Source organism: Spirochaetota bacterium, from assembly GCA_017999915.1.
Classification (GTDB): Bacteria; Spirochaetota; UBA4802; order UBA4802; family UBA5550; genus RBG-16-49-21.
Genome location: JAGNKX010000005.1, coordinates 292,311 through 310,666, shown reverse-complemented (window position 1 = coordinate 310,666; position 18,356 = coordinate 292,311). Strand labels below are relative to the sequence as shown.

Annotated in this window: 16 protein-coding genes and 1 tRNA gene; 9 read left to right on the top strand and 8 right to left on the bottom strand. The window is 54.6% G+C overall.

Features of this window, described 5'->3' with window-relative positions:
* Positions 1-914, bottom strand: a 914-nt coding sequence (locus KA369_10000) for a tyrosine-type recombinase/integrase (protein ID MBP7736290.1), incomplete at its 3' end; no start/stop codon positions are given.
* Between the two features lie 119 nt (positions 915-1,033).
* Positions 1,034-1,105: transfer RNA gene (locus KA369_09995), tRNA-Gly, on the bottom strand.
* Between the two features lie 155 nt (positions 1,106-1,260).
* On the opposite strand from KA369_09995, the gene KA369_09990 reads away from it, so the two are divergent.
* Positions 1,261-3,207: a hypothetical protein gene (locus KA369_09990; GenBank protein ID MBP7736289.1), complete on the top strand. Its 1,947-nt coding sequence runs from the start codon at positions 1,261-1,263 to the stop codon at positions 3,205-3,207.
* A 5-nt stretch (positions 3,208-3,212) separates the two neighbouring features.
* Entirely contained in the window at positions 3,213-4,808 is a 1,596-nt protein-coding gene (locus KA369_09985) for a SpoIIE family protein phosphatase (GenBank protein MBP7736288.1), read from the top strand.
* 117 nt (positions 4,809-4,925) lie between these two features.
* Here KA369_09985 and KA369_09980 read toward each other — a convergent pair whose 3' ends face one another.
* The 4 genes from KA369_09980 to KA369_09965 form a co-directional block, all read right to left on the bottom strand.
* Positions 4,926-5,249 (bottom strand): STAS domain-containing protein, encoded by a 324-nt coding sequence (locus tag KA369_09980; protein MBP7736287.1) that lies wholly within the window; start codon positions 5,247-5,249, stop codon positions 4,926-4,928.
* A 270-nt stretch (positions 5,250-5,519) separates the two neighbouring features.
* Complete coding sequence (locus KA369_09975; protein ID MBP7736286.1) at positions 5,520-6,914, bottom strand: VWA domain-containing protein; 1,395 nt, start codon at positions 6,912-6,914, stop codon at positions 5,520-5,522.
* The gene (locus tag KA369_09970) at positions 6,911-7,819 is read right to left on the bottom strand and encodes a MoxR family ATPase (GenBank protein MBP7736285.1); all 909 of its coding nucleotides are present in this window, start codon (positions 7,817-7,819) and stop codon (positions 6,911-6,913) included. Before KA369_09970 ends, KA369_09975 begins: the two co-directional genes overlap by 4 nt.
* Positions 7,820-7,919: 100 nt before the next feature.
* The gene (locus tag KA369_09965; protein MBP7736284.1) at positions 7,920-8,372 is read right to left on the bottom strand and encodes a hypothetical protein; all 453 of its coding nucleotides are present in this window, start codon (positions 8,370-8,372) and stop codon (positions 7,920-7,922) included.
* 568 nt (positions 8,373-8,940) lie between these two features.
* Between KA369_09965 and KA369_09960 the strand changes: the two genes are divergently transcribed.
* From KA369_09960 to KA369_09940, 5 genes are all read left to right on the top strand, one after another.
* Complete coding sequence (locus KA369_09960; protein MBP7736283.1) at positions 8,941-10,875, top strand: methyl-accepting chemotaxis protein; 1,935 nt, start codon at positions 8,941-8,943, stop codon at positions 10,873-10,875.
* A gap of 82 nt (positions 10,876-10,957) precedes the next feature.
* Entirely contained in the window at positions 10,958-11,197 is a 240-nt protein-coding gene (locus KA369_09955) for a hypothetical protein (protein ID MBP7736282.1), read from the top strand.
* A gap of 226 nt (positions 11,198-11,423) precedes the next feature.
* Entirely contained in the window at positions 11,424-11,876 is a 453-nt protein-coding gene (locus KA369_09950) for a Spy/CpxP family protein refolding chaperone (GenBank protein ID MBP7736281.1), read from the top strand.
* Positions 11,877-11,922: 46 nt separating this feature from the next.
* Entirely contained in the window at positions 11,923-12,609 is a 687-nt protein-coding gene (locus KA369_09945) for a response regulator transcription factor (protein ID MBP7736280.1), read from the top strand.
* 12 nt (positions 12,610-12,621) lie between these two features.
* Positions 12,622-13,908, top strand: coding sequence for a HAMP domain-containing histidine kinase (locus KA369_09940; GenBank protein ID MBP7736279.1), 1,287 nt, complete (start codon positions 12,622-12,624; stop codon positions 13,906-13,908).
* A gap of 63 nt (positions 13,909-13,971) precedes the next feature.
* On the opposite strand, the gene KA369_09935 is transcribed toward KA369_09940, so the two are convergent.
* Both KA369_09935 and KA369_09930 read right to left on the bottom strand, forming a co-directional pair.
* Positions 13,972-15,156, bottom strand: a complete 1,185-nt coding sequence (locus tag KA369_09935; GenBank protein ID MBP7736278.1) for a hypothetical protein — start codon at positions 15,154-15,156, stop codon at positions 13,972-13,974.
* 90 nt (positions 15,157-15,246) lie between these two features.
* Positions 15,247-16,452 carry an argininosuccinate synthase gene (locus KA369_09930; GenBank protein MBP7736277.1) on the bottom strand — a complete coding sequence of 402 codons (1,206 nt, stop codon included), beginning with the start codon at positions 16,450-16,452 and terminating at the stop codon, positions 15,247-15,249.
* A 224-nt stretch (positions 16,453-16,676) separates the two neighbouring features.
* On the opposite strand from KA369_09930, the gene KA369_09925 reads away from it, so the two are divergent.
* Positions 16,677-17,036, top strand: coding sequence for an ATP-binding protein (locus KA369_09925; protein MBP7736276.1), 360 nt, complete (start codon positions 16,677-16,679; stop codon positions 17,034-17,036).
* A gap of 152 nt (positions 17,037-17,188) precedes the next feature.
* Positions 17,189-18,352 carry an ABC transporter substrate-binding protein gene (locus tag KA369_09920; GenBank protein MBP7736275.1) on the top strand — a complete coding sequence of 388 codons (1,164 nt, stop codon included), beginning with the start codon at positions 17,189-17,191 and terminating at the stop codon, positions 18,350-18,352.
* The last annotated feature ends 4 nt before the right edge of the window (positions 18,353-18,356 follow it).

Below are 18,356 nucleotides of genomic sequence, written 5' to 3'. Positions count from 1 at the left end.
GCAAGAGCCCGATAAAGTCCTTTTATCAGGGTATTTCTTTCCGTAGGATTATCAGGTATGAAATCCGACCAAAAGACAGGGCTTTCATCATTAAGAGGGTGCGGATTCGTAGAGATCACCCTTTGCAATGCATATACAACGTGGGATGAAAGAATTATGTTTCGGCTTCGTCCATTTTTTGTCGTTTCATTTAAGCATCTGTTTCTATAATCATAAGAACGCCTGCAAACCAGATAACTTTCAGGCAGGTGTAAATCAGCCATAACAAGACCCTGAATCTCTCCAAGCCTTAGACCTGTAGAGGCTGAAAGAAGCGATGCTGCAAAAGCTCTGTAATCCTTCCAGATGCCTTTTGTGAAAAGCGTCTTAACTTCTTCTACGGTTAAACAGCCACGGGGATTTAATACCGCTGTTGAACATTCCGGCAACAAAGGCGGTGCCTGAATCAGTTCGTCTTTGCAGGCTTCTTTCAGTATCGCATTGATTGTATGCAGGTGCTTAACGATAAAAGACCCTGTATATCCTTCCTTGAATTTATCATTTCTGTATTGTTCAAGAGTCTTGTATTTGATGTCGAAAATATATATATTACCTAAATATGGGATGATATGATTTTTCATTATATCCCGGCGCTCTTTGAGATGATGAAGTCCTATTCGTTTACCTGAATTATGCTTGTTGGTTGCATAAATACCTGTATCATCAAAAAAGCCTCTTGCGTATTCAGCAAAGGTGATCCGTTTGTCGATGAAAAAACGATTATTCTTCAGGTATTCGATAGCCCAGGACTCGGCGCGTGCTTTTGAAATTTGTCCTGATGATTTCGATGTTGACCTGCTTCCATCTGGAAGACGAAATCTAACATAATAAACTTGACTTCTTTTTAATAATGTGAATGGTTTTGAGTGTGACATTCTAATACCTCTATTTTTGTGCCAGTTCTGTTGGTCACAGTCTGGTCACATTTTAGGATTTAGAAGCACACCCGTTTTCGGGAAGGCTTTATAACCCCTGAATTTATCAGGGATTGATGAGCGGGTGATGGGGCTCGAACCCACGACGTCCAGCTTGGGAAGCTGGCATTCTACCACTGAATTACACCCGCGGACATGATACCGATGCGACAGAAATACACATGAACCGGCGCCGGGTATAATTTCAAGAATATTTTAGATTTATATATTTATTATTAATAAAAATTGTATAATCAGCATCAACCGGCTGTCTAATATAATGGAACCATGTTCCGGCAACTAATCCATGGCACGTACATCGAAATTCAACATTTTCCTTCTTGCCCTCCTGGCGGCCCTGCAGCTGCAGCCGGGTCTCCGGTCCGCCACGGTTAAGGATATGAATCGCGAAGCCCAGGCCTTCTTTGACAAGCGGGAATACAACCAGGCCATCGGCCTCTGGCTTTCATGCCTTGAGATGGAGCCGGAGAACGAGAAGATCCAGCAGAAGGTCGAGCTGATCTACGAGATCAAGCAGCGCAAGGACATCGCCTACCAGAAAGCCAAGTTGAGCTACCGTATTGCCCGGAAGAAGCTTAAATCGGAAAACGATCCGGACCTCGAGCTGGGGATCTCCAGGGGGAAGGACGCCATAACCGGCTATATGACCGCTTACCGTCTCGACCCCAATGACAGCGAGATGAAAGACGCCCTGGATAACATGAAAAAACTCGACATCGAAATCCGCGCGGCCCAGGAGAGGCTGCGGCTCTCCAAGGCCATGAGGGAGAAGATAGAACAACTCAAGACCGATGCGCGGACCGAGATGGCCCTGGAATTCCCTGATTATGAAAAGGCCCGGAAATTATGGAAGGAGGTTCTTCGCTACGTGCCCCGGGACAGCGAAGCCCTCGAGGGAAAACGCAAATGCGATTATGCCATCGAAAACCGGATCAAGTTCGAAAAAATACGCAACTACATGGCCCGCGGAATCGAGCGGTTCGATAAGAAAGATTACAGCGCCGCGAAGCCGGAATTCGAGGAAGTCCTGAAAATTGACCCGAAGCACCGTGAAGCGAAGGATTATCTGGAAAAGATAACGGAGATCGTCGATGAGAAGATGCTCTATGCCCAGCGGCAGAAGCAGGCGGAGGATTCGTACCAGTCCGGGATCAACAACATCAAGAACAACAGGTTCGACGAGGCCCAGCAGGACCTCGAGGCCTGCCTGGCCCTCATCAAGGACTACAAGGACGCGAAGGAGCGCCTCCGCGACCTTGACCGCCTGAAAAGGGAATACCAGAAGAGGGAGCAGGCGATGAGGCTCCAGCGCATCAACCAGAAGTTCCAGGAAGGCATCATGGCCTATACGCAGGGCAGGTACAAGGAGGCCATAGACGCCTTTGTGGCGACCCTCGCCATGGACAATAAGAACACCCAGGCGAAGGAGTACCTGCGGCGCGCCAGGGACGCCCAGCGCATCAACGAAGAGGAAGTGGTGGATGAGAATTCCCCCTATTACGATGTGATCAATACCCTGGTCGTGGCGGGGCGGAGCCTCTATGAAAAAGGGGAATACGCGGAATCAAGAAAGAAGTGGGACAGCATCCTGAACCTCTTTCCCAAAAACAAGATCGCCCGCGAATTCATCATCAAGTGCGACCTGATGATCAACCCGGACAACAAGGAGAACGTGGTGGCCTCGCGGGTCATGGAAGGACGCGGGTACCTCGAAAAAAAGGACTACCGGAACGCCCTGCGGATATTCAATATAATTAAATCAATTGACAGGAATTATCCCGGCCTGGATAATCTCATCGTTCAGGCGAATAACGGAATGAAAGAAGTCGCCGCCGGGGGGGACCTGACACCGGCGGACCGGGCCGAGCTGAACCGGCGGTATGATGTGGGCTTGAACCTGTACCAGATGGGCGGGAAGGACAATATCGAGAAGGCCCTGGCGCAGTTCCGGTGGATCGTGCAGAAGGACCCGACCAACGTCAAGGCGGTCATCACCGTCAACAAGATCGAATCGCAGCTCCGCATCGGCGGCGGCGAGGCCGACCGGGGCCAGATGCTCACCGCCAAACAGCGCGAGCTTGTCAACAAGTACTATTACAACGGCATCAATTTTTACTCGAATAACAATTTCCAGAGGGCCATAGAGGAGTGGCGCAAGGTGCTCGCCATTGACCCGGGCAACATCAAGGCGCGCAACAATATCCGCAAGGTGCTGGCCTTCATGGAGCGGTAGAGGGGATGAACAAAAAAGACGTGAAAGGAAACGAAAAGAGTGCCAGGGCCGACGCGCCGCGGGACACAAAGGCGGATACGGCCGAACAGGCGCCCAGCGTCAGGTTCGGCATCCGGCTGAAATTTTCCCTGGCCATCATATCCCTGGTGGCGCTGATCATTATCTTCATCACCTTCTTTTTCGTATGGAACGAGAGCAGTATCCTTACCCGGCAGACCCTTGACGCCGTCGAGCGGGAAACGGTGCACCTTGCCAATACCGCCCAGCAGTCCATCGGCCTGGACGAGCTTTCCATGATAGCGGCCATCAACGACCTCAAAAAGATGAACCACATCCATTACGCCTTCATCCTCGATAAAGATGACGCCGTGGTCCAGTATTTTGACCGCCGCAAGGAGCGCGAGCTGCAGGCGCCCCTGAGCGACCGGATCGAACGCAAACTGGCGGAGCGGGCCACCACGGAGGATATCCGGGTCGTCAAGGTGGAGGACCCGGGTCCGACGGGGGGAAAGATATATGACTTCTCAAAGACCATCCTGAACAAGCTTGACAAGAGGAAGATCGGGACGGTCATCATCGGCATGTCCGATGTCATCATCCGGAACGAAATAAGGAACCTGCTCACATTCATAATCCCCATCTCGCTGGTGTTTCTCGGCATATCCATCGTCGGATCGGTCATTCTCGCGACCTATACCATCCGGCCTATCAAGGCCCTGGCCAAGGGCACCGAGATCATCGGCGCTGGCAACCTGGACCATCGCATAGAGATCGATTCCAGGGACGAGCTGGGACAGCTGGCCAATGAATTCAACCAGATGACCGCGAAGATAAAGGAAGCCAAGGAGAAGGAGAAAGAGGCCATCATCATGGAAGAGCAGATGGAAATGGCCAAGGAAATCCAGGAGGGACTGAACCCCACCGGGTTTTACGAAAAGGGGGGCATACAGCTGAAGGGGCACACCAAGGCGGCCCGGGGAGTCGGGGGCGATTACTTCGATTACATCGATATCAATGAGGACAGGGTCGGCGCCCTCATCAGCGACGTTTCCGGCAAGGGGGTTCCGGCATCGCTGGTCATGGTGATGATCAGGACCGTTTTCACATCGTACATTTCCAGGGGCGATATCGACTGTGCGGGTGTTGTCCGCGCAATAAACGAATCCCTCAGCGCCGATTTCGCCATCGACAAGTTCGCCACCCTGTTTTTCCTGATATACGACCGTTCAACGGAAGAGATCGCTTTCTCGAACGCCGGCCACGGTCCCCTGTTCTGCTACCGGGCGTCGAAAGAAAGCTGCACCGTCACCAAGCTGGACGGCGTCCCCATCGGCATTGACGAGGAATCCGAATACAAGCAGGCCAAGGTGAAGCTCTATCCCGGCGATATCGTGATACTCTACACCGACGGCGTCACCGAGATGAGGAATGAGAAGCAGGAGGAATACGGGATCCAGCGCGTGAACCAGCTCCTCGTCGATAACCACTTTCAGAATGCCGATGAGATCGTCCGCCTCCTGGTTGATGACCTGGAACAGTTCCGCGGCCAGGAGCCGCCCCACGATGACACCACCATGCTGGTCCTTAAAAGAATATCGTAACGGGAACGTTCAGGTCTGTGCCGAGACGGCTGCTTTTCCATATACGGAATACGGACCTTCACAAAAAAAACCGGCTCGGGGCCGGTTTTTCGTGGTCATTGCTGATGGGCGGTAACGCTACAGGATCTCGTCCTCTGAATCGTAAATCTTGAAAAATTTGTCCAGCGTGGCGAGCTTGAGGATGTTCAGCACGTCTTCATGTATGTTCATCAGGGCGAACTTACCGGTATGGGCCCTCATTTTCTTTTGTCCCGCTACCAGCGCGCCGATGCCCGAAGAATCCATGTAGTTCACGTTCTTCATGTCAACGATGACGCTATGATGTTTTCCGTCGGTGATGCTGAACAGCGCTTTTTTAAGCTCGCTGACATTATAAAGATCCACTTCACCGCTGACCTGGATGACTTTATGTTCACCGATGTCTCTGAATTCAATCTCCATCCATTCCTCCTGGAACTATCGGTGATACACCCGGGGGTATCACGATTCCGGAATTTTGCATAATGTAAAAAAATAACCTGCTTTGTAAAGTAAAAAAAACGAATGTTTTTTCTATTATATATGAAATATTCGGCTTTGTATTGCTTGTGATATCCCGCCAGCGGCTTTTTAAAAAAATAAATTATAAAAAACCCCCCCCGAAGGGGCTATTATCATGACAATACAGGTTAAACCTAATCATTTAATTATAGATATGTTACATAAACCTGTTTATAAATCAAGAAATAATTTATCAATAAATTCGGAAAGGTCAAGAAAATTGTTAACTTCCTTCATTTCGTTGCAGTTTTCACGGTAAATATAGGCAATGCTGTCCGCCCAATTCCACAGGTGCATCCTGTCGGGGTTGAGCCAGAAAAGGTTCCGGGAGCGCTCCCGAATTCTAATAAAGGAATCGAGGCCAGGGTCCTGGTGATTATTCCTGCCGTCGCCCAGTACCAGGACCGTGGTTTTCCTGGTCAGTGAGTCGCTGTAATCGCGCATGAACTGGTTGAAGCAGCGGCCGTAATTGCTGCCCCATCCGTATGTGAAATTCGTATCCTCGAAAATGGAATTGAGGGCCCGCTCGGGGTCCATCTCCATGAAAAGAGGCGTGATCTCGACCATGTTGCTGATAAAGGCAAAGGACCGGACCTTGGAGAAAAGGCTCTGAAGCGTGTAGGTCAGGAGGAGCATGAAGCGTGAGTACTGGTTGACCGATCCGGAAATATCGCACATGACCACCAGCTGGGGCCGGTCTATCCTCCGGTCCTTGTGGAAGATCTTGAAGGGAACGCCGCCGTACTGCAGGCTGGTGCGGAGGGTCCGCTTGATGTCGAACCCGCCGTGCTTGATCCGCTTCTTGCGGAGGCTGATGCGGTTCTTGAGCTTCTGGCCAAAGCGCTTGATGAGCTCCCGCATTTCCTTGATCTCTTCCGGCGTGATCTTGTATATTTTCTTGGTGAGGAGGTAGTCCTCGCGGTCCCGGATCCGGGTCCCGATTTTTTTTGAGCTCATCCGCTTGCCGATCATGGCTGCCAGGGCGTTCCTTATATCGGCCATGTCCCCGGATTCTTCCGGGCCGCCGGAGCCGCGTCCCGTGGCGGCGCGGTTGCGGTTCCGGACGTTGAAAAGCATCTGCCCCATGCCGCCGGCCGATTCCGATTGGGCCAGCTCGTCCAGCAGGAGGTTCAGTATCTCTTCGGGCGACCGTTCAAAGAGTAGCTCGTCCGGCAGGGCGTCAATGAAGTCCGCAAGGGCCTCTTCGATACCCGTCATCTCTTCCGGCGTCATGGCGGCGCGCTCCTGCACCGTGTCCCGGGCGTTCATCTCCCGGAAGGCGTTTACCACGTCCACCTGGGCGTCGTCTCCCCCGGCGAAGAACTCGTCGAAGCAGCGGTCGAAGACGGGAATGTCCGTGTAATCCTTCACGAGGGTGGTCTTCAGGGTCTGTCTGAAGACCGGCTTGTCCATCAGGGAAATGTGGGGAAGGGCATTGAAGAGCGAAAGCACTTCATCGGTGGAGATGTTGATGCTGGCGTCCTTGAGAACGTCCATGAATTCATAGAGCTTGATCTGGACGGCTGATTCGCCCCGTGACGTTTCCGTAGAGAGCCTCCCCGTCAATGGAGAAAAATATTCTTGGAGTTTTTCCTGGCGTATTCTATGTCTTTTTCGTATTTCAGGATGCAGTTGAGCGTATCAACCGCGACGTCGTGGGTGAGGTCGTTGATGCCGAGGATCACCAGGGCCCGCGCCCAATCCAGGGTTTCGCTGATGCTCGGCTCTTTCTTAAGCTGCAGCTCCCTGATCATGTGCACGGCGCGGACCACCTCGGTGCGGAGCTTGTCTCCGCATTCGGGGACCTTCAGGGAGACGATCTCCTCTTCCAGTTCCCGCGAGGGATAATCGATATAGAGGTGCAGACACCGCCGTTTCAGGGCATCGGACATCTCCCTGGCATTGTTGGAGGTGAGGAATACCACGGGCTTGGAATCCGCCCGTATGGTGCCGATCTCCGGAATGCTTACCTGGAAATCGGAGAGCACTTCCAGGAGAAAGGCCTCGAACTCTGAGTCCGATTTGTCTATCTCGTCCAGAAGGAGGAGGCTTCTGTTCTTGCTTGTGATGGCTTTTAAAATGGGCCGGGGAAGCAGGAACTTGTTGGAAAAGAAGACATCGTCTTCCCGGGAGAGCCGCTCAACGGCTTTCGCCATGGTGGTTTCATGCTCCATGATGGCCGAGAGCTTGTCTTTCAGTATCTGGGTGTAGAGGAGCTGCTTCGCGTATTCCCATTCGTACAGGGCCTTGGACTCGTCCAGGCCCTCGTAGCACTGGAGCCGGATGAGGTCCATATTCAGGGCCGAGGCAATGCATTTACCCAGTTCGGTTTTGCCCACGCCGGCCGGACCTTCCACTAGTATGGGCTTTTCCATCTTCAGGGCCAGGTATACCGTTGTGGCGATGGCCTCGGAAGCGATATATTTCTGGGTCGCCAGCCCATCTATGGTGCTTTTTACGCTGTCAAACATGGGGATATTGTTGTAACGGGTGCCCTTATTGGCAAGGAATTAATTGGTAAAAGGGCATTTTTCGGAAATCTGGCCGGACGGATTTAAGGATCGGCTTATATTATCCTTTGTTCCGCCGGGACCTTACCACGGCATAGTCGGAAAATCCCTTGAGCCCGCAGATTGTTTCGAAACCGGGCCGGGGGTCAAGCCCCGCTTCTTCCGCCGTGACATAGAGTTCCGCCAGGGCCAGGAGCATGTCCCGCTGATCGACCTTTCCCAGGGATTCCTCGATGGAAGCAGCCGCCAGCGCGGTGTTGAGCCAGGTTGCGTCCCGCGTTGACCGGATTCGCTCCGCAGCATCGTATATGTAGCCGGCCAGCATGTTAAGGAGACCGTAACGGCCGCGGAAAGCCTCAAATATATCCTTCTGTTCTCCGGGCGGGGCCTCAATGTAGCGGATCATGATTCGATCGAGCAGCTGCCGCTGGTCGCCGTCGGGGCGGTATATCAGCAGCGTCGAATCGGAAAATCGCCGGTCGATTTCAGCCAGGCCCTCTTTAATATCATGCATGTTCATGTCCTGTTTTGCATGCCCTGGCCAGGGAAAAAAGTCAATAGCAATTCAAGATGCCCGCCGCAGACATGGATTGGAGCGGCTATACAATAATGGCGTCTTTATACAGTTTTTCCGGCAGGAGATGGAAGAAATAGCATGGTATCGTGAAAGATCCTTCCATGGCGCCCCCATCATGCGTCGAAATGTGTGTGATCCTTTATAGCATTATTACAACAGGAGGCCTAAAAAGATACATTTCATTTTTTCTTCTTGCAATAATCATCCGATGATTGTATCTTTTTTTCACATAGGGGTTTCACGGTACATTATCTGCGTATATACTTTCCCGATGCACGAGTAGTTATTGTAACTACATTTTTTTCATTCGATTGGCTACGCTTAAATGGAATATCTTTCGGCATATTGTATTTGAAAAATAACGTCGGTTATTCTATTCTTTGATAAAGTGATAATTTGTTAAAAAGAAAAATAAGCTGGTCGCAATGGTGGTTGTTTTTGTAAGCGCTATCTGACGGCACGGATTAATGCCGGATCATCACGTCGCATCGAGAGGAGTGCTATCATGAAACGGTTGCCGGGTCTTAAACTGAACAGTGTGGGCAGCAAACTTATTTTCTTCCAGGCCATAGCCATCGTGGCCGTGCTTCTGATGCTGGCCATCCTGACCGGGCAGATCATCAAGAGCAGGTACACGGTCATCAGCACCGGGGATATGACCGAATTGAACCGGCGTATCATCGAAATGATCGATGTGTATAACCTCAAGCTCATGGAGCACGCCGTTTCCCTGTCCGATGTTTTTATCAGTTATAACCAGGGCCAGGGCGCGGACGGATATATTTCGCAGGATAACATCGACCGCTTCACCAAGATCTCCGGCGCCGTGGCGACCCTGTTCATGAGGCAGGGAGACGACTTCCTCCGGGTGAGCACCTCCCTGAAGAAGCAGGACGGCACCAGGGCGGTGGGAACGCTCCTTGACCGGAAGCATCCCGGCTATAAAAAGGTGCTGGCCGGGGAAAGCTATACGGGCCCCGCGGTCCTCTTCGGGAGGAACTACATGACGCGCTACGTGCCGATCCTGCGGGGCGGCGCGGTCGCGGGCATCTACTTCATCGGCCTTGACTTCACCGAAGGGATCGAAAACCTTAAAAAGAAGATACGGGCCATCAGGGTCGCAGAAACCGGTTATGTCTATGTTGTCGAGGGTCCGGGGAGCAAGGAAAAGGGGAAATGCGTGGTCCATCCCTCGGCGACACTGGAAGGCAAGGATCTTTCCGGTTTGAAGGACAATGACGGAAACGAATTCGTCAAAACCATGATCCGCGATCTCAATGGCGTCATCAGGTATGAGTGGAAGGATAACCTCAAGGGAGGAATCGTGTACACGAAGTACGCGTCATTCAACCATTATAAAACGTGGGACTGGATCATCGCCGCAAGCGCTGCGGAGAACGAGCTCATTGCCGAGGGCATCGTGCTGCGCAACTATATTTTTATCGGGTTTTTCCTCTGCAGCATCTTCATCCTGGCCGTCCTGTATGTGGCGGTGAAAAGGATAATCACCAGGCGGTTCAAAAATCTGGCAACGATCATGGAAGATCTTTCAGAGGGCGAGGGCGACCTTTCGGTCCGTCTCGACTTCACCGAAAAGGACGAGATCGGCGTCATCGCCGGGAGCTTCAACCGGTTCCTCGACAACCTCGAACAGATGATGGTGGAGATCATCAGGGCGGGGAAAAACGTGGTGGCGTCGATCGAGAATATCCGGGTGGAGAACCAGAACCTGTCGCAGCGTACCTCCGACCAGGCGGCGAACCTGGAGGAGATCACGGCCACCCTGGAGGAGGCCACCGCGGCGATCAACATCAACGCGGAAAACGCCCTTAAAACAAGGGAGATCACCGAAAAGGGCGCCGAGCGTGCGGACGAGGGGAACCGTGTCTCCGAAGAGGCCATCGCCGCGATCAACGCGGTGAACGCCTCGAGCGACAGGGTGATGGAAACCCTGAATATCATCCGCGACATCACCTTCCAGACGAACCTGCTGGCGCTCAACGCGGCCGTCGAAGCCGCCAGGGCCGGCGAGCAGGGGCGCGGATTTGCCGTGGTGGCCGGCGAGGTGAGGAACCTGGCACAGCGTTCGTCGAGCGCGGCAATGGAGATCGAGGCGATCTTGCGGGAATCGGAGCAAAAGGTCAAGGAGGGGACATTGATGGTGGACAGGACGGGGAAGGTCCTGGCCGAGGTCGCCGGCTCGGCAAAAGATTCGGCGTCGCTGATCGCGGATATCAGCACCTCCACCGACGAGCAGCGCCTGAGCATGACGCAGATCAACAAGTCGGTTTCTTCCCTCGATTCGATGACCCAGAAGAATTCGGCCCTGGTGGTGAAAATCGCCGAATCGTCCAACGAGATGGCCGAACAGGCGCGGTCTCTGCTCTCCATGCTGGAGCGTTTCAAAACCACCGGGGATAGGGGCGGCGTGACGCGATAGCCGTGCCGGGATATATTCTTCACGCCGCATGTCGCGTCATAAGGGCGCGGCGCGGCATATGTCAATACTAAAGGAGCGTTCAATGAAAAGACTGTTGTTGCTCATGATCTTTCTGTCGGTGGCTGTCTCTGTCTTCGCGATGAGCGCGATACGGAACAAGACGAGCCGCCCCATATTCCTCAGGCTGGAAAGCGGCCAGACCGTGAGATTGCTGCCTGGAAAAACGGTCTCCGTGACCGATAAGGACCTGAAAAACCCCGTTATTGCGGACCTGATAAAGAGTGGGGATGTCGTCGTGGAAAAGGAGAAGGGCAAGAAATAACCGTGACCGGTCGAGAAATGCCGCGGAATCCCTTTCCCGTCATTACCGCATGACATCTGATCAGTGATATTAAAAAAAATACGCTTGTAACAAATCGTAACATTCATGCAATAATGCCGTTACAATGACTCTGTATCATCAGATTATCAGGAATGTATGACGTGCTGGCGCGATATAAACGCGCTAAAGGTCAGCCCTGTAATAATGTAAAAGGAGAGTCATTCATATGAAAAAAGCGGCAATTATCACACTGGCCGTGGTCCTCACGCTCGGTTCGGTGGTGGGGATCGGTTACGCCTTCGGCAGGCGCTTCTGCGCAATGACGCCGGCCCAGAGGGCGGACAAGATCGCTTCGCGGATCGCCCGCGAGCTGGACCTCACGGCGGAGCAGAAGACGAAGCTTGACGCCATGAAGGCCGAAGTCGTGGACCGGGTCACCAGGCTCCACGAGGACCGGGCGAAGATCCATGGCGAGGTCCTCGCGCTTGTCAAGAGCGACAATGTCACCGCGAAGGACATCGAGAAGATCCTCGAAGAGCGCGAGGCGAAATGGCAGGAGATGAAGCCCTTCGTGGCGGACACCCTTGCCGATTTTCACCGCATGCTGACCCCGGAGCAGAGAAATAAGCTTGCGGAAAAAATGGAATCGTTCCATAACAGGTGCGGCCGCTTCGAATAAGGGCCTCCCGCGGCGGGGACCGTCCCCGCCGCGGCCCGGACAGCCCATGAATGCCACGATCCTCATCATAGACGACGACACCAAGCTCACGACGCTTCTCAGTGGCTACCTTGGGAAGTTCGGCATGGCCGTGGAGTCGGCCTCAGACCCTGAAAAGGGGCTGGCCATCCTTAAAAAATCGCTCCCTGACCTTGTCATCCTCGACATCATGCTTCCCGGCATGGACGGGTTCGAGGTGTGCCGGCGCATACGGAAGAATCACACCGTGCCGATCATCATGCTCACGGCCCGGGGCGATGTGGCGGACCGGATCGTCGGCCTGGAGCTCGGGGCCGACGATTACCTGCCCAAGCCCTTCGAGCCGCGGGAGCTGGTGGCACGGATACAGTCGGTGCTCCGCCGGAGCGCCGACGCGAAGGAGGGCCGGCGCATCGTCGCGGGCGACCTGGAGCTGGACCTTGACGGCCGCGGCGCGTCCCTCGCCGGGAAGAAGGTGGACCTGACCGCCATGGAATTCGACCTGCTCACGCTGTTCGCCCGGAATCCCGGCGTCGTCCTCGACCGGGACCGTATCTTCGAATCCATCAAGGGCCTTGACGACGACTCCTTCGACCGGTCCATCGATGTCCTGGTGAGCCGGGTGCGGGGCAAGCTCGGCGACGATCCCCGGAACCCCCGGCTCTTGAAGACGGTTCGGGGCGCGGGATATAAATTCATAGGCCACACATCATAGGACGGGTATCGTATGGGGATCAGGATAACCAGGTCGATATTCGCGAAGCTCTTCTTCGCAATGATCATCGCCGGTATAGCCGTCAACCTTCTCGTGGGGGCCTTCTTCAGGTATTTTTTCATGCCCCGGAACCAGGCCAACCTGATGAATAACATCAGGGTGTATACGGATTACATCGTCAGGGAGATCGGGGTGCCGCCCGATACGAAGCGCGCGGGAGAGATCGCCCGCCGCACCGGGTTTGGCATTTCCATCGAGGGGAAGGGCCTGTACTGGTCTTCAACGGACCGCACGCTGATCCAATCCCGCTCCCATGAAGTGCACCGCCTCGCCGACGGCAGGATCCGGTGGGAGCGGGGCCGGTTTATCTATTACAAGGAATTCGGGCCATACCGCTACACCTTCTCCACCGTGCACAATGTCAATAAGGAAGTGAAGCACCTTCATCTTGCAATCCTGATCCTGCTGGTGACCGTTGTCTTCGGGGGTTGTTTCCTGCTGATACGGAGAATCCTGATGCCGGTGCGCGTCCTCACCAGTGCCATGGGGGAGGTTTCCGGGGGAAATCTCGATTACGAGGTGGCCGTCAGGACCGGCGATGAGATCGGCGAGCTCGCCCGGTCGTTCAACGAGATGAGGGGGCGCATACGGGACATGCTTCACTCGCGGGAGCAGCTCCTCCTGGACGTGAGCCATGAGCTTCGGTCGCCCCTCACCCGCATCAAGGTGGCCCTGGAATACCTGGAGGAGGGCGGCGCGCGTAAGGATATCGCAGAGGACGTGCTGGAAATGGAGAAGATGGTGACGGAGATCCTCGAGACCGAGCGCCTTAACCGCAGCGGGGGCATTTCGCAAAAAGAGACTATGGGATTGCTTCCGCTCCTCGAAGAGGTCCTCGGGGAGATGCAGGTCCCGGCCGGTGAGATTCTGCTGGACGCCGGCGATGACGTGTCTGTCAATGGGGACCGGCGGCTCATGAAAATGCTCTTCAGGAACATCCTGGAGAACGCCCGCAAGTACTCCGACCCGCTGAAAAAGCCGGTGGCGGTTTCCGTGCGGAACGAGGCCGGATCGGCCGTCATCGAGGTCCGCGACCATGGGATCGGCATTCCACCGGAGGAGCTTCCCTTCGTGTTCGAGCCCTTCTACCGGGTGGACCATTCGCGGTCGAGGAAGACCGGGGGGTACGGCCTGGGCCTCGGCCTGTGCAAGAAGATCGCCGAGGCCCACGGCGGGTCCATCGCCATCGAGAGCGCGCCGGGCGAGGGCACTGTCGTTCGGCTGAATCTGCCGGCGTAAAAAAAGCGATGTTCATGGACATCGCTTTTCCGTTCATGCTCCAGCGCCTTCCCGGCGCGGCGCCTATTGAAGCTTTCGGTAATCGTGGATGATCGCGTCCTTGTTGTTGCCGAAGAACATGTGCTCCCAGAGGGCCTCGGTTTTTATTTCTCTTTTGGCACCGTTCTCGGTCATGGTCAGGACCGCCTCGCCGATGATCCGCGCGTAGGTCGGGTTGGCGCCGGACAGCTTCGCCAGCGTTTCCACGATCCAGGAAAATTTCTGCGTTGCGATCAGGTCGACAACTTCGATGTCGCGTTTCCTGATCAGCTCGATCCTGTATTCCGCTCCCCGCGGCGTCTTCTGCGTGAATATGAGCCTGTTGTCCACGAATTTCTTCGTCGTTGGATGCCGTACCGTGTCCTTCCTCTCGATTTTCACAGATGATTCGTCATCATCGATTATGGCGCCGTTCCTGGCGATCATGAAAACGGGCAGGCGGGTATATCCGAATTTTTTCACGCTTACCAGGTCGCAGGCGATGACCGTGTATTCGCCGAAAACGGCCCGCGACCAGTACCAGTGGTTGAATATCTCCTGCATGCCGGTGTTTCCCCAGTTATGGTCGTGGTACCCGGCGCCCTTCATCTCGCGGACTTCCTTGCCCGTCCGCAGCGTCGACGCCAGGTCGGCCGCCGGCACCGCCACGAACCAGGCGAAAAAGTATTCCTGTTTGTCGCCGAAGTACCAGTGACCGGTTTTCGGCCGCCACATGGGCAGCCTGGGTGTCATGGTGGATTTGAACATGACGTCGTCGATCCTGACGAAGAGCTCATAGGTTTTCCCGTTATACCGGAGGTAATTGTCGCCGACCCTGACATCCCCCTTCTCCCTGGAAGCGTTTATGACCGTGCCCTCCTTGTCGGAGTACTCCTTTTCTATTTTCGAGCCGTCGGGCCGATTGATGTTTATCGTTACGGTCGGATGGGCCGGTCCCTTGACGTCGAACTTGTACTTGGTGTAGAACACCACCACGACCTTGGTGCCGTCGGTGAACTCGGAATCGGTGTACCACCATTCATAGGTCCCCTCTTTGCCGGAGGTCCTGATGCCATCCTCGCGCGGAGCGGGCTGCCGGGTGATGCCGATTGAATCGTAATGCTTCTGGTCTGACGCCAGGAATGCCCCGGGGCCGGGCTTGGTTGAATCGCACCCGGCGGAAACCGTTATGACGGCAGTGAGAAGAATTATCGCGGTTCTGAATTTCATGGTTTCTCCTTGATCCGCGTGATGCGCGGTATCCGTGTATGCCCTAAACACAAACAGGCGGCGCTGTTTGCGCCGCCTGTCCGATCTTCCTTATTTTCTCTTCTGGCTCAGCAGAGCCTCGACCCGGATGGGCAGGCCGAAGATTTTCATGAATCCCGACGCGTCCTTCTGGTCGTAGAGCGAGCTCGCGTCGAAGGTGGCGATGTCCGGCTCGTACAGGGTGACCGGCGATTTTCTTCCGACCGCCATGCAGCTTCCCTTGTAGAGCTTCACCCGCACGGTGCCGGTGACGTTCTTCTGCGTTTCCTCGATGAAGGCGTCCAGGGCCTCGCGCTTTTTCGTGAACCAGAGGCCGTAGTAGACCAGCTCGGCGTACTCATGGGCCAGCCGGTCCTTCAGGTGCTGGGTCTCGCGGTCGAGGGTGATCGCCTCCAGGTCGCGGTGGGCGGCGTGGAGCACCGTTCCGGCCGGGGTCTCGTAGACGCCGCGGGACTTGATGCCCACCAGGCGGTTCTCGACGATATCGACGCGGCCCACGCCGTTCTCTCCGGCGATTTTATTGAGTTGTCTCATAAGCTCCACGGGACCGAGCTTCTTTCCGTCAAGCGATACGGGGTTGCCCTTCTCAAAGCCTATCTCGACGTAGGTGGGCTTGTCCGGGGCCTTTTCCGGCGATTTCGTCAGGATGAACATGCTCTCGTCGGGCTCATTATAGGGGTCTTCAAGGATCCCTCCCTCGTAGGAGATGTGGAGAATATTGCGGTCCATGCTATAGGGCTTGTCCTTGGTCACCGGGACCGGAATACCGTGCTTCGCGGCGTAGTCGAAGAGCTTCGAGCGCGAATCGAGGTCCCAAAACCGCCAGGGAGCGATGATCTTCAGCTCCGGGGCCAGGGCCATGTAGGTCATCTCGAAGCGCACCTGGTCGTTCCCCTTGCCGGTGGCGCCGTGGCATACGGCGTCGGCCTTTTCCTTGAGGGCGATCTCCACCTGGCGCTGGGCGATGATGGGCCGGGCCAGGGAGGTGCCCATGAGATACCGGTTTTCATATATGGCGTTGGCCTTTATGGCCTTGAACACGTATCCGGACACGAATTCCTCTTTCAGGTCTTCGATGTAGCATTTGCTCGCGCCGGTCTTTTTGGCCTTTTCCTCAAGGCCGTCCAGCTCCTCATCCTGTCCCACGTCGCCGGCGACACAGACGACCTCGCAGCCGTACGTTTCAATGAGCCACTTGACCAGTATTGAGGTGTCGAGACCTCCGGAATAGGCAAGAACGACTTTTTTTATATCCATAATATACCTCGATTGTTGTTTGACATGTACCATCAGTGGTTTCGGGACCGTAAATTTCAATAAAAAAAGAGGTATTTGTTGACAAATTCAGGCAAGGGTGTATATTTCTGCCCGTAAGAGTAATTGTTTCCCCGAGTAACACATATAAATATCAACCTTTAATCGAGTCGTGCCGCATGCTTATTTTTGAGAAGACCATTTCGAGCAGCAGAGAGGCTTCAAGGATGTTGATTCATGAAGCCATGAGTTTCTTTGCCCAAATAAAGAAGAAGGGGTATGCACGGAACGTATCTGAGTTCTTTATGCGCCTCGCGCTGGACGAAGCCCTTGAAAATGCCCTCCGTCACGGCAATAATTACGATCATTCTAAAGCCATTGTTTTCAGGATGAAGGGCGATAAAACCAAGATAAAAGTCACCATCCAGGATCAGGGAAAGGGCTTCCGTCCGGACCGGATCGCGAATCCCCTCCATGGCAATAACAGGTACGCGCCCAACGGCCGCGGTCTCCACTTGTTGACGAACATCGGCGATGTTTCGTGGAACAGTGAAGGCAACTGCGTTTCAATTGAATTATCGAAATGATGCCGCTGTTATCGCCCCGTACCCCATGATAATTGAACTTGATTTTTTTTCCCCTTCTATCATAGTGGTTCCATCCGAGTTGACGGTTTGCCATCGATAACGCTTGCATCTTTGACGGGCATAACCATTTCGCGACAGGACGGTGTGGCGCCATGAATAAGATGATCATCTTTCTTATTGCAGCAGCTCTTTTCGTTCCCGCATCATGCAAAAAGGAAAAGGAGAGCGAGATCAGGGTGGGCGGCATTTTCGATCTCACCGGGCCGACCTCCGAAACGGGAAGCATGTACGCCAATGGCGTGAAAGATTATATCGAATTCATCAATGAAAAGGGCGGCGTCAACGGGAAGCGCGTCAGGCTCATATCGATCGACAGCGCCTACCTGATGGCGCGCGATATCGCCGCCTATGACCGGCTGTCGCAAAAAGAGAAGGTCCATCTGATCATAGGGTGGAGCACCGGCTCCTCGGAGCGGCTGGCGCCGCGGCTCGCTGAGGACCGGATCCCCTTCACCGGCGTTTCCTTTTCGACCAAGCTCGCCGACACCAGGCGCGCTCCCTACAATTTCATCATGGGCCCCACCTATTCAGACCAGATGAAAATCGCCCTGAAGTATATCAGGGACAACTGGAAGGACCCGTCGCGCAATCCCCGGGTCGCCTTTATCTACAATGACAAGGAATACGGCAGGTCGCCCATTCCCGACGGCAGGGCCTACGCGAAAAAGATCGGCATCGACCTGGTGGGCGAGGAGGTGGTGTTCCTCGACGACCAGGAGGTGCGGGAGCAGGTCCTCAGGCTCAGGGACAAAAAGCCTGATTTCATCATCAGCAATAATACGTCGTGGCCCACCTACGTGGTGCTGCGCGACGCTAGGATACTGGGGATGTCCGCGAAATTCATCGGCCTCATCTGGAGCACCGATGACAAGCTGATCACCCTCGCGGGGAAAGACGCGGAGGGCTTCATCGGCTCCGCGCCCTTCGTCGCCATGGACCCGGCGCTGCCAGGCGTCCGGGAGATACTGGATTTCAACAGGCGCCGCAACGTGCCGTCCGACAGCGTGAGATTTCTCTATGCCCATGGATGGACCGCTGCCAGGGTCATGCTCGAGGGGGCGAGAAGGGCCGGCGAGGACCTCTCCGGGGAAAACATCAAGAAGCGGATCGAGGAGATCAGGGATTTTGATACCGGGGGAATCACCGCGCCCTATAGCTTCAGCGGCGGGGGCCACGTGGGGCTGCGGAAGCTCAAGCTCTGCAGGGTCGTGGCCGGGAAATGGCGTCCCATCACCGATTTCATAGGGGCTGATTGACGGC

What these genes read in the sequence shown, in the direction of transcription:
- KA369_09990 (MBP7736289.1), top strand. Translation starts at nt 1,261, where the DNA reads ATGGCACGTACATCGAAATTCAACATTTTCCTTCTTGCCCTCCTGGCG.
- KA369_09985 (MBP7736288.1), top strand. Translation starts at nt 3,213, where the DNA reads ATGAACAAAAAAGACGTGAAAGGAAACGAAAAGAGTGCCAGGGCCGAC.
- KA369_09930 (MBP7736277.1), bottom strand. Translation starts at nt 16,452, where the DNA reads ATGGATATAAAAAAAGTCGTTCTTGCCTATTCCGGAGGTCTCGACACC.
- KA369_09960 (MBP7736283.1), top strand. Translation starts at nt 8,941, where the DNA reads ATGAAACGGTTGCCGGGTCTTAAACTGAACAGTGTGGGCAGCAAACTT.
- KA369_09965 (MBP7736284.1), bottom strand. Translation starts at nt 8,372, where the DNA reads ATGCATGATATTAAAGAGGGCCTGGCTGAAATCGACCGGCGATTTTCC.
- KA369_09935 (MBP7736278.1), bottom strand. Translation starts at nt 15,156, where the DNA reads ATGAAATTCAGAACCGCGATAATTCTTCTCACTGCCGTCATAACGGTT.
- KA369_09925 (MBP7736276.1), top strand. Translation starts at nt 16,677, where the DNA reads ATGTTGATTCATGAAGCCATGAGTTTCTTTGCCCAAATAAAGAAGAAG.
- KA369_09980 (MBP7736287.1), bottom strand. Translation starts at nt 5,249, where the DNA reads ATGGAGATTGAATTCAGAGACATCGGTGAACATAAAGTCATCCAGGTC.
- KA369_09920 (MBP7736275.1), top strand. Translation starts at nt 17,189, where the DNA reads ATGAATAAGATGATCATCTTTCTTATTGCAGCAGCTCTTTTCGTTCCC.
- KA369_09940 (MBP7736279.1), top strand. Translation starts at nt 12,622, where the DNA reads ATGGGGATCAGGATAACCAGGTCGATATTCGCGAAGCTCTTCTTCGCA.
- KA369_09970 (MBP7736285.1), bottom strand. Translation starts at nt 7,819, where the DNA reads ATGTTTGACAGCGTAAAAAGCACCATAGATGGGCTGGCGACCCAGAAA.
- KA369_09945 (MBP7736280.1), top strand. Translation starts at nt 11,923, where the DNA reads ATGAATGCCACGATCCTCATCATAGACGACGACACCAAGCTCACGACG.
- KA369_09950 (MBP7736281.1), top strand. Translation starts at nt 11,424, where the DNA reads ATGAAAAAAGCGGCAATTATCACACTGGCCGTGGTCCTCACGCTCGGT.
- KA369_09955 (MBP7736282.1), top strand. Translation starts at nt 10,958, where the DNA reads ATGAAAAGACTGTTGTTGCTCATGATCTTTCTGTCGGTGGCTGTCTCT.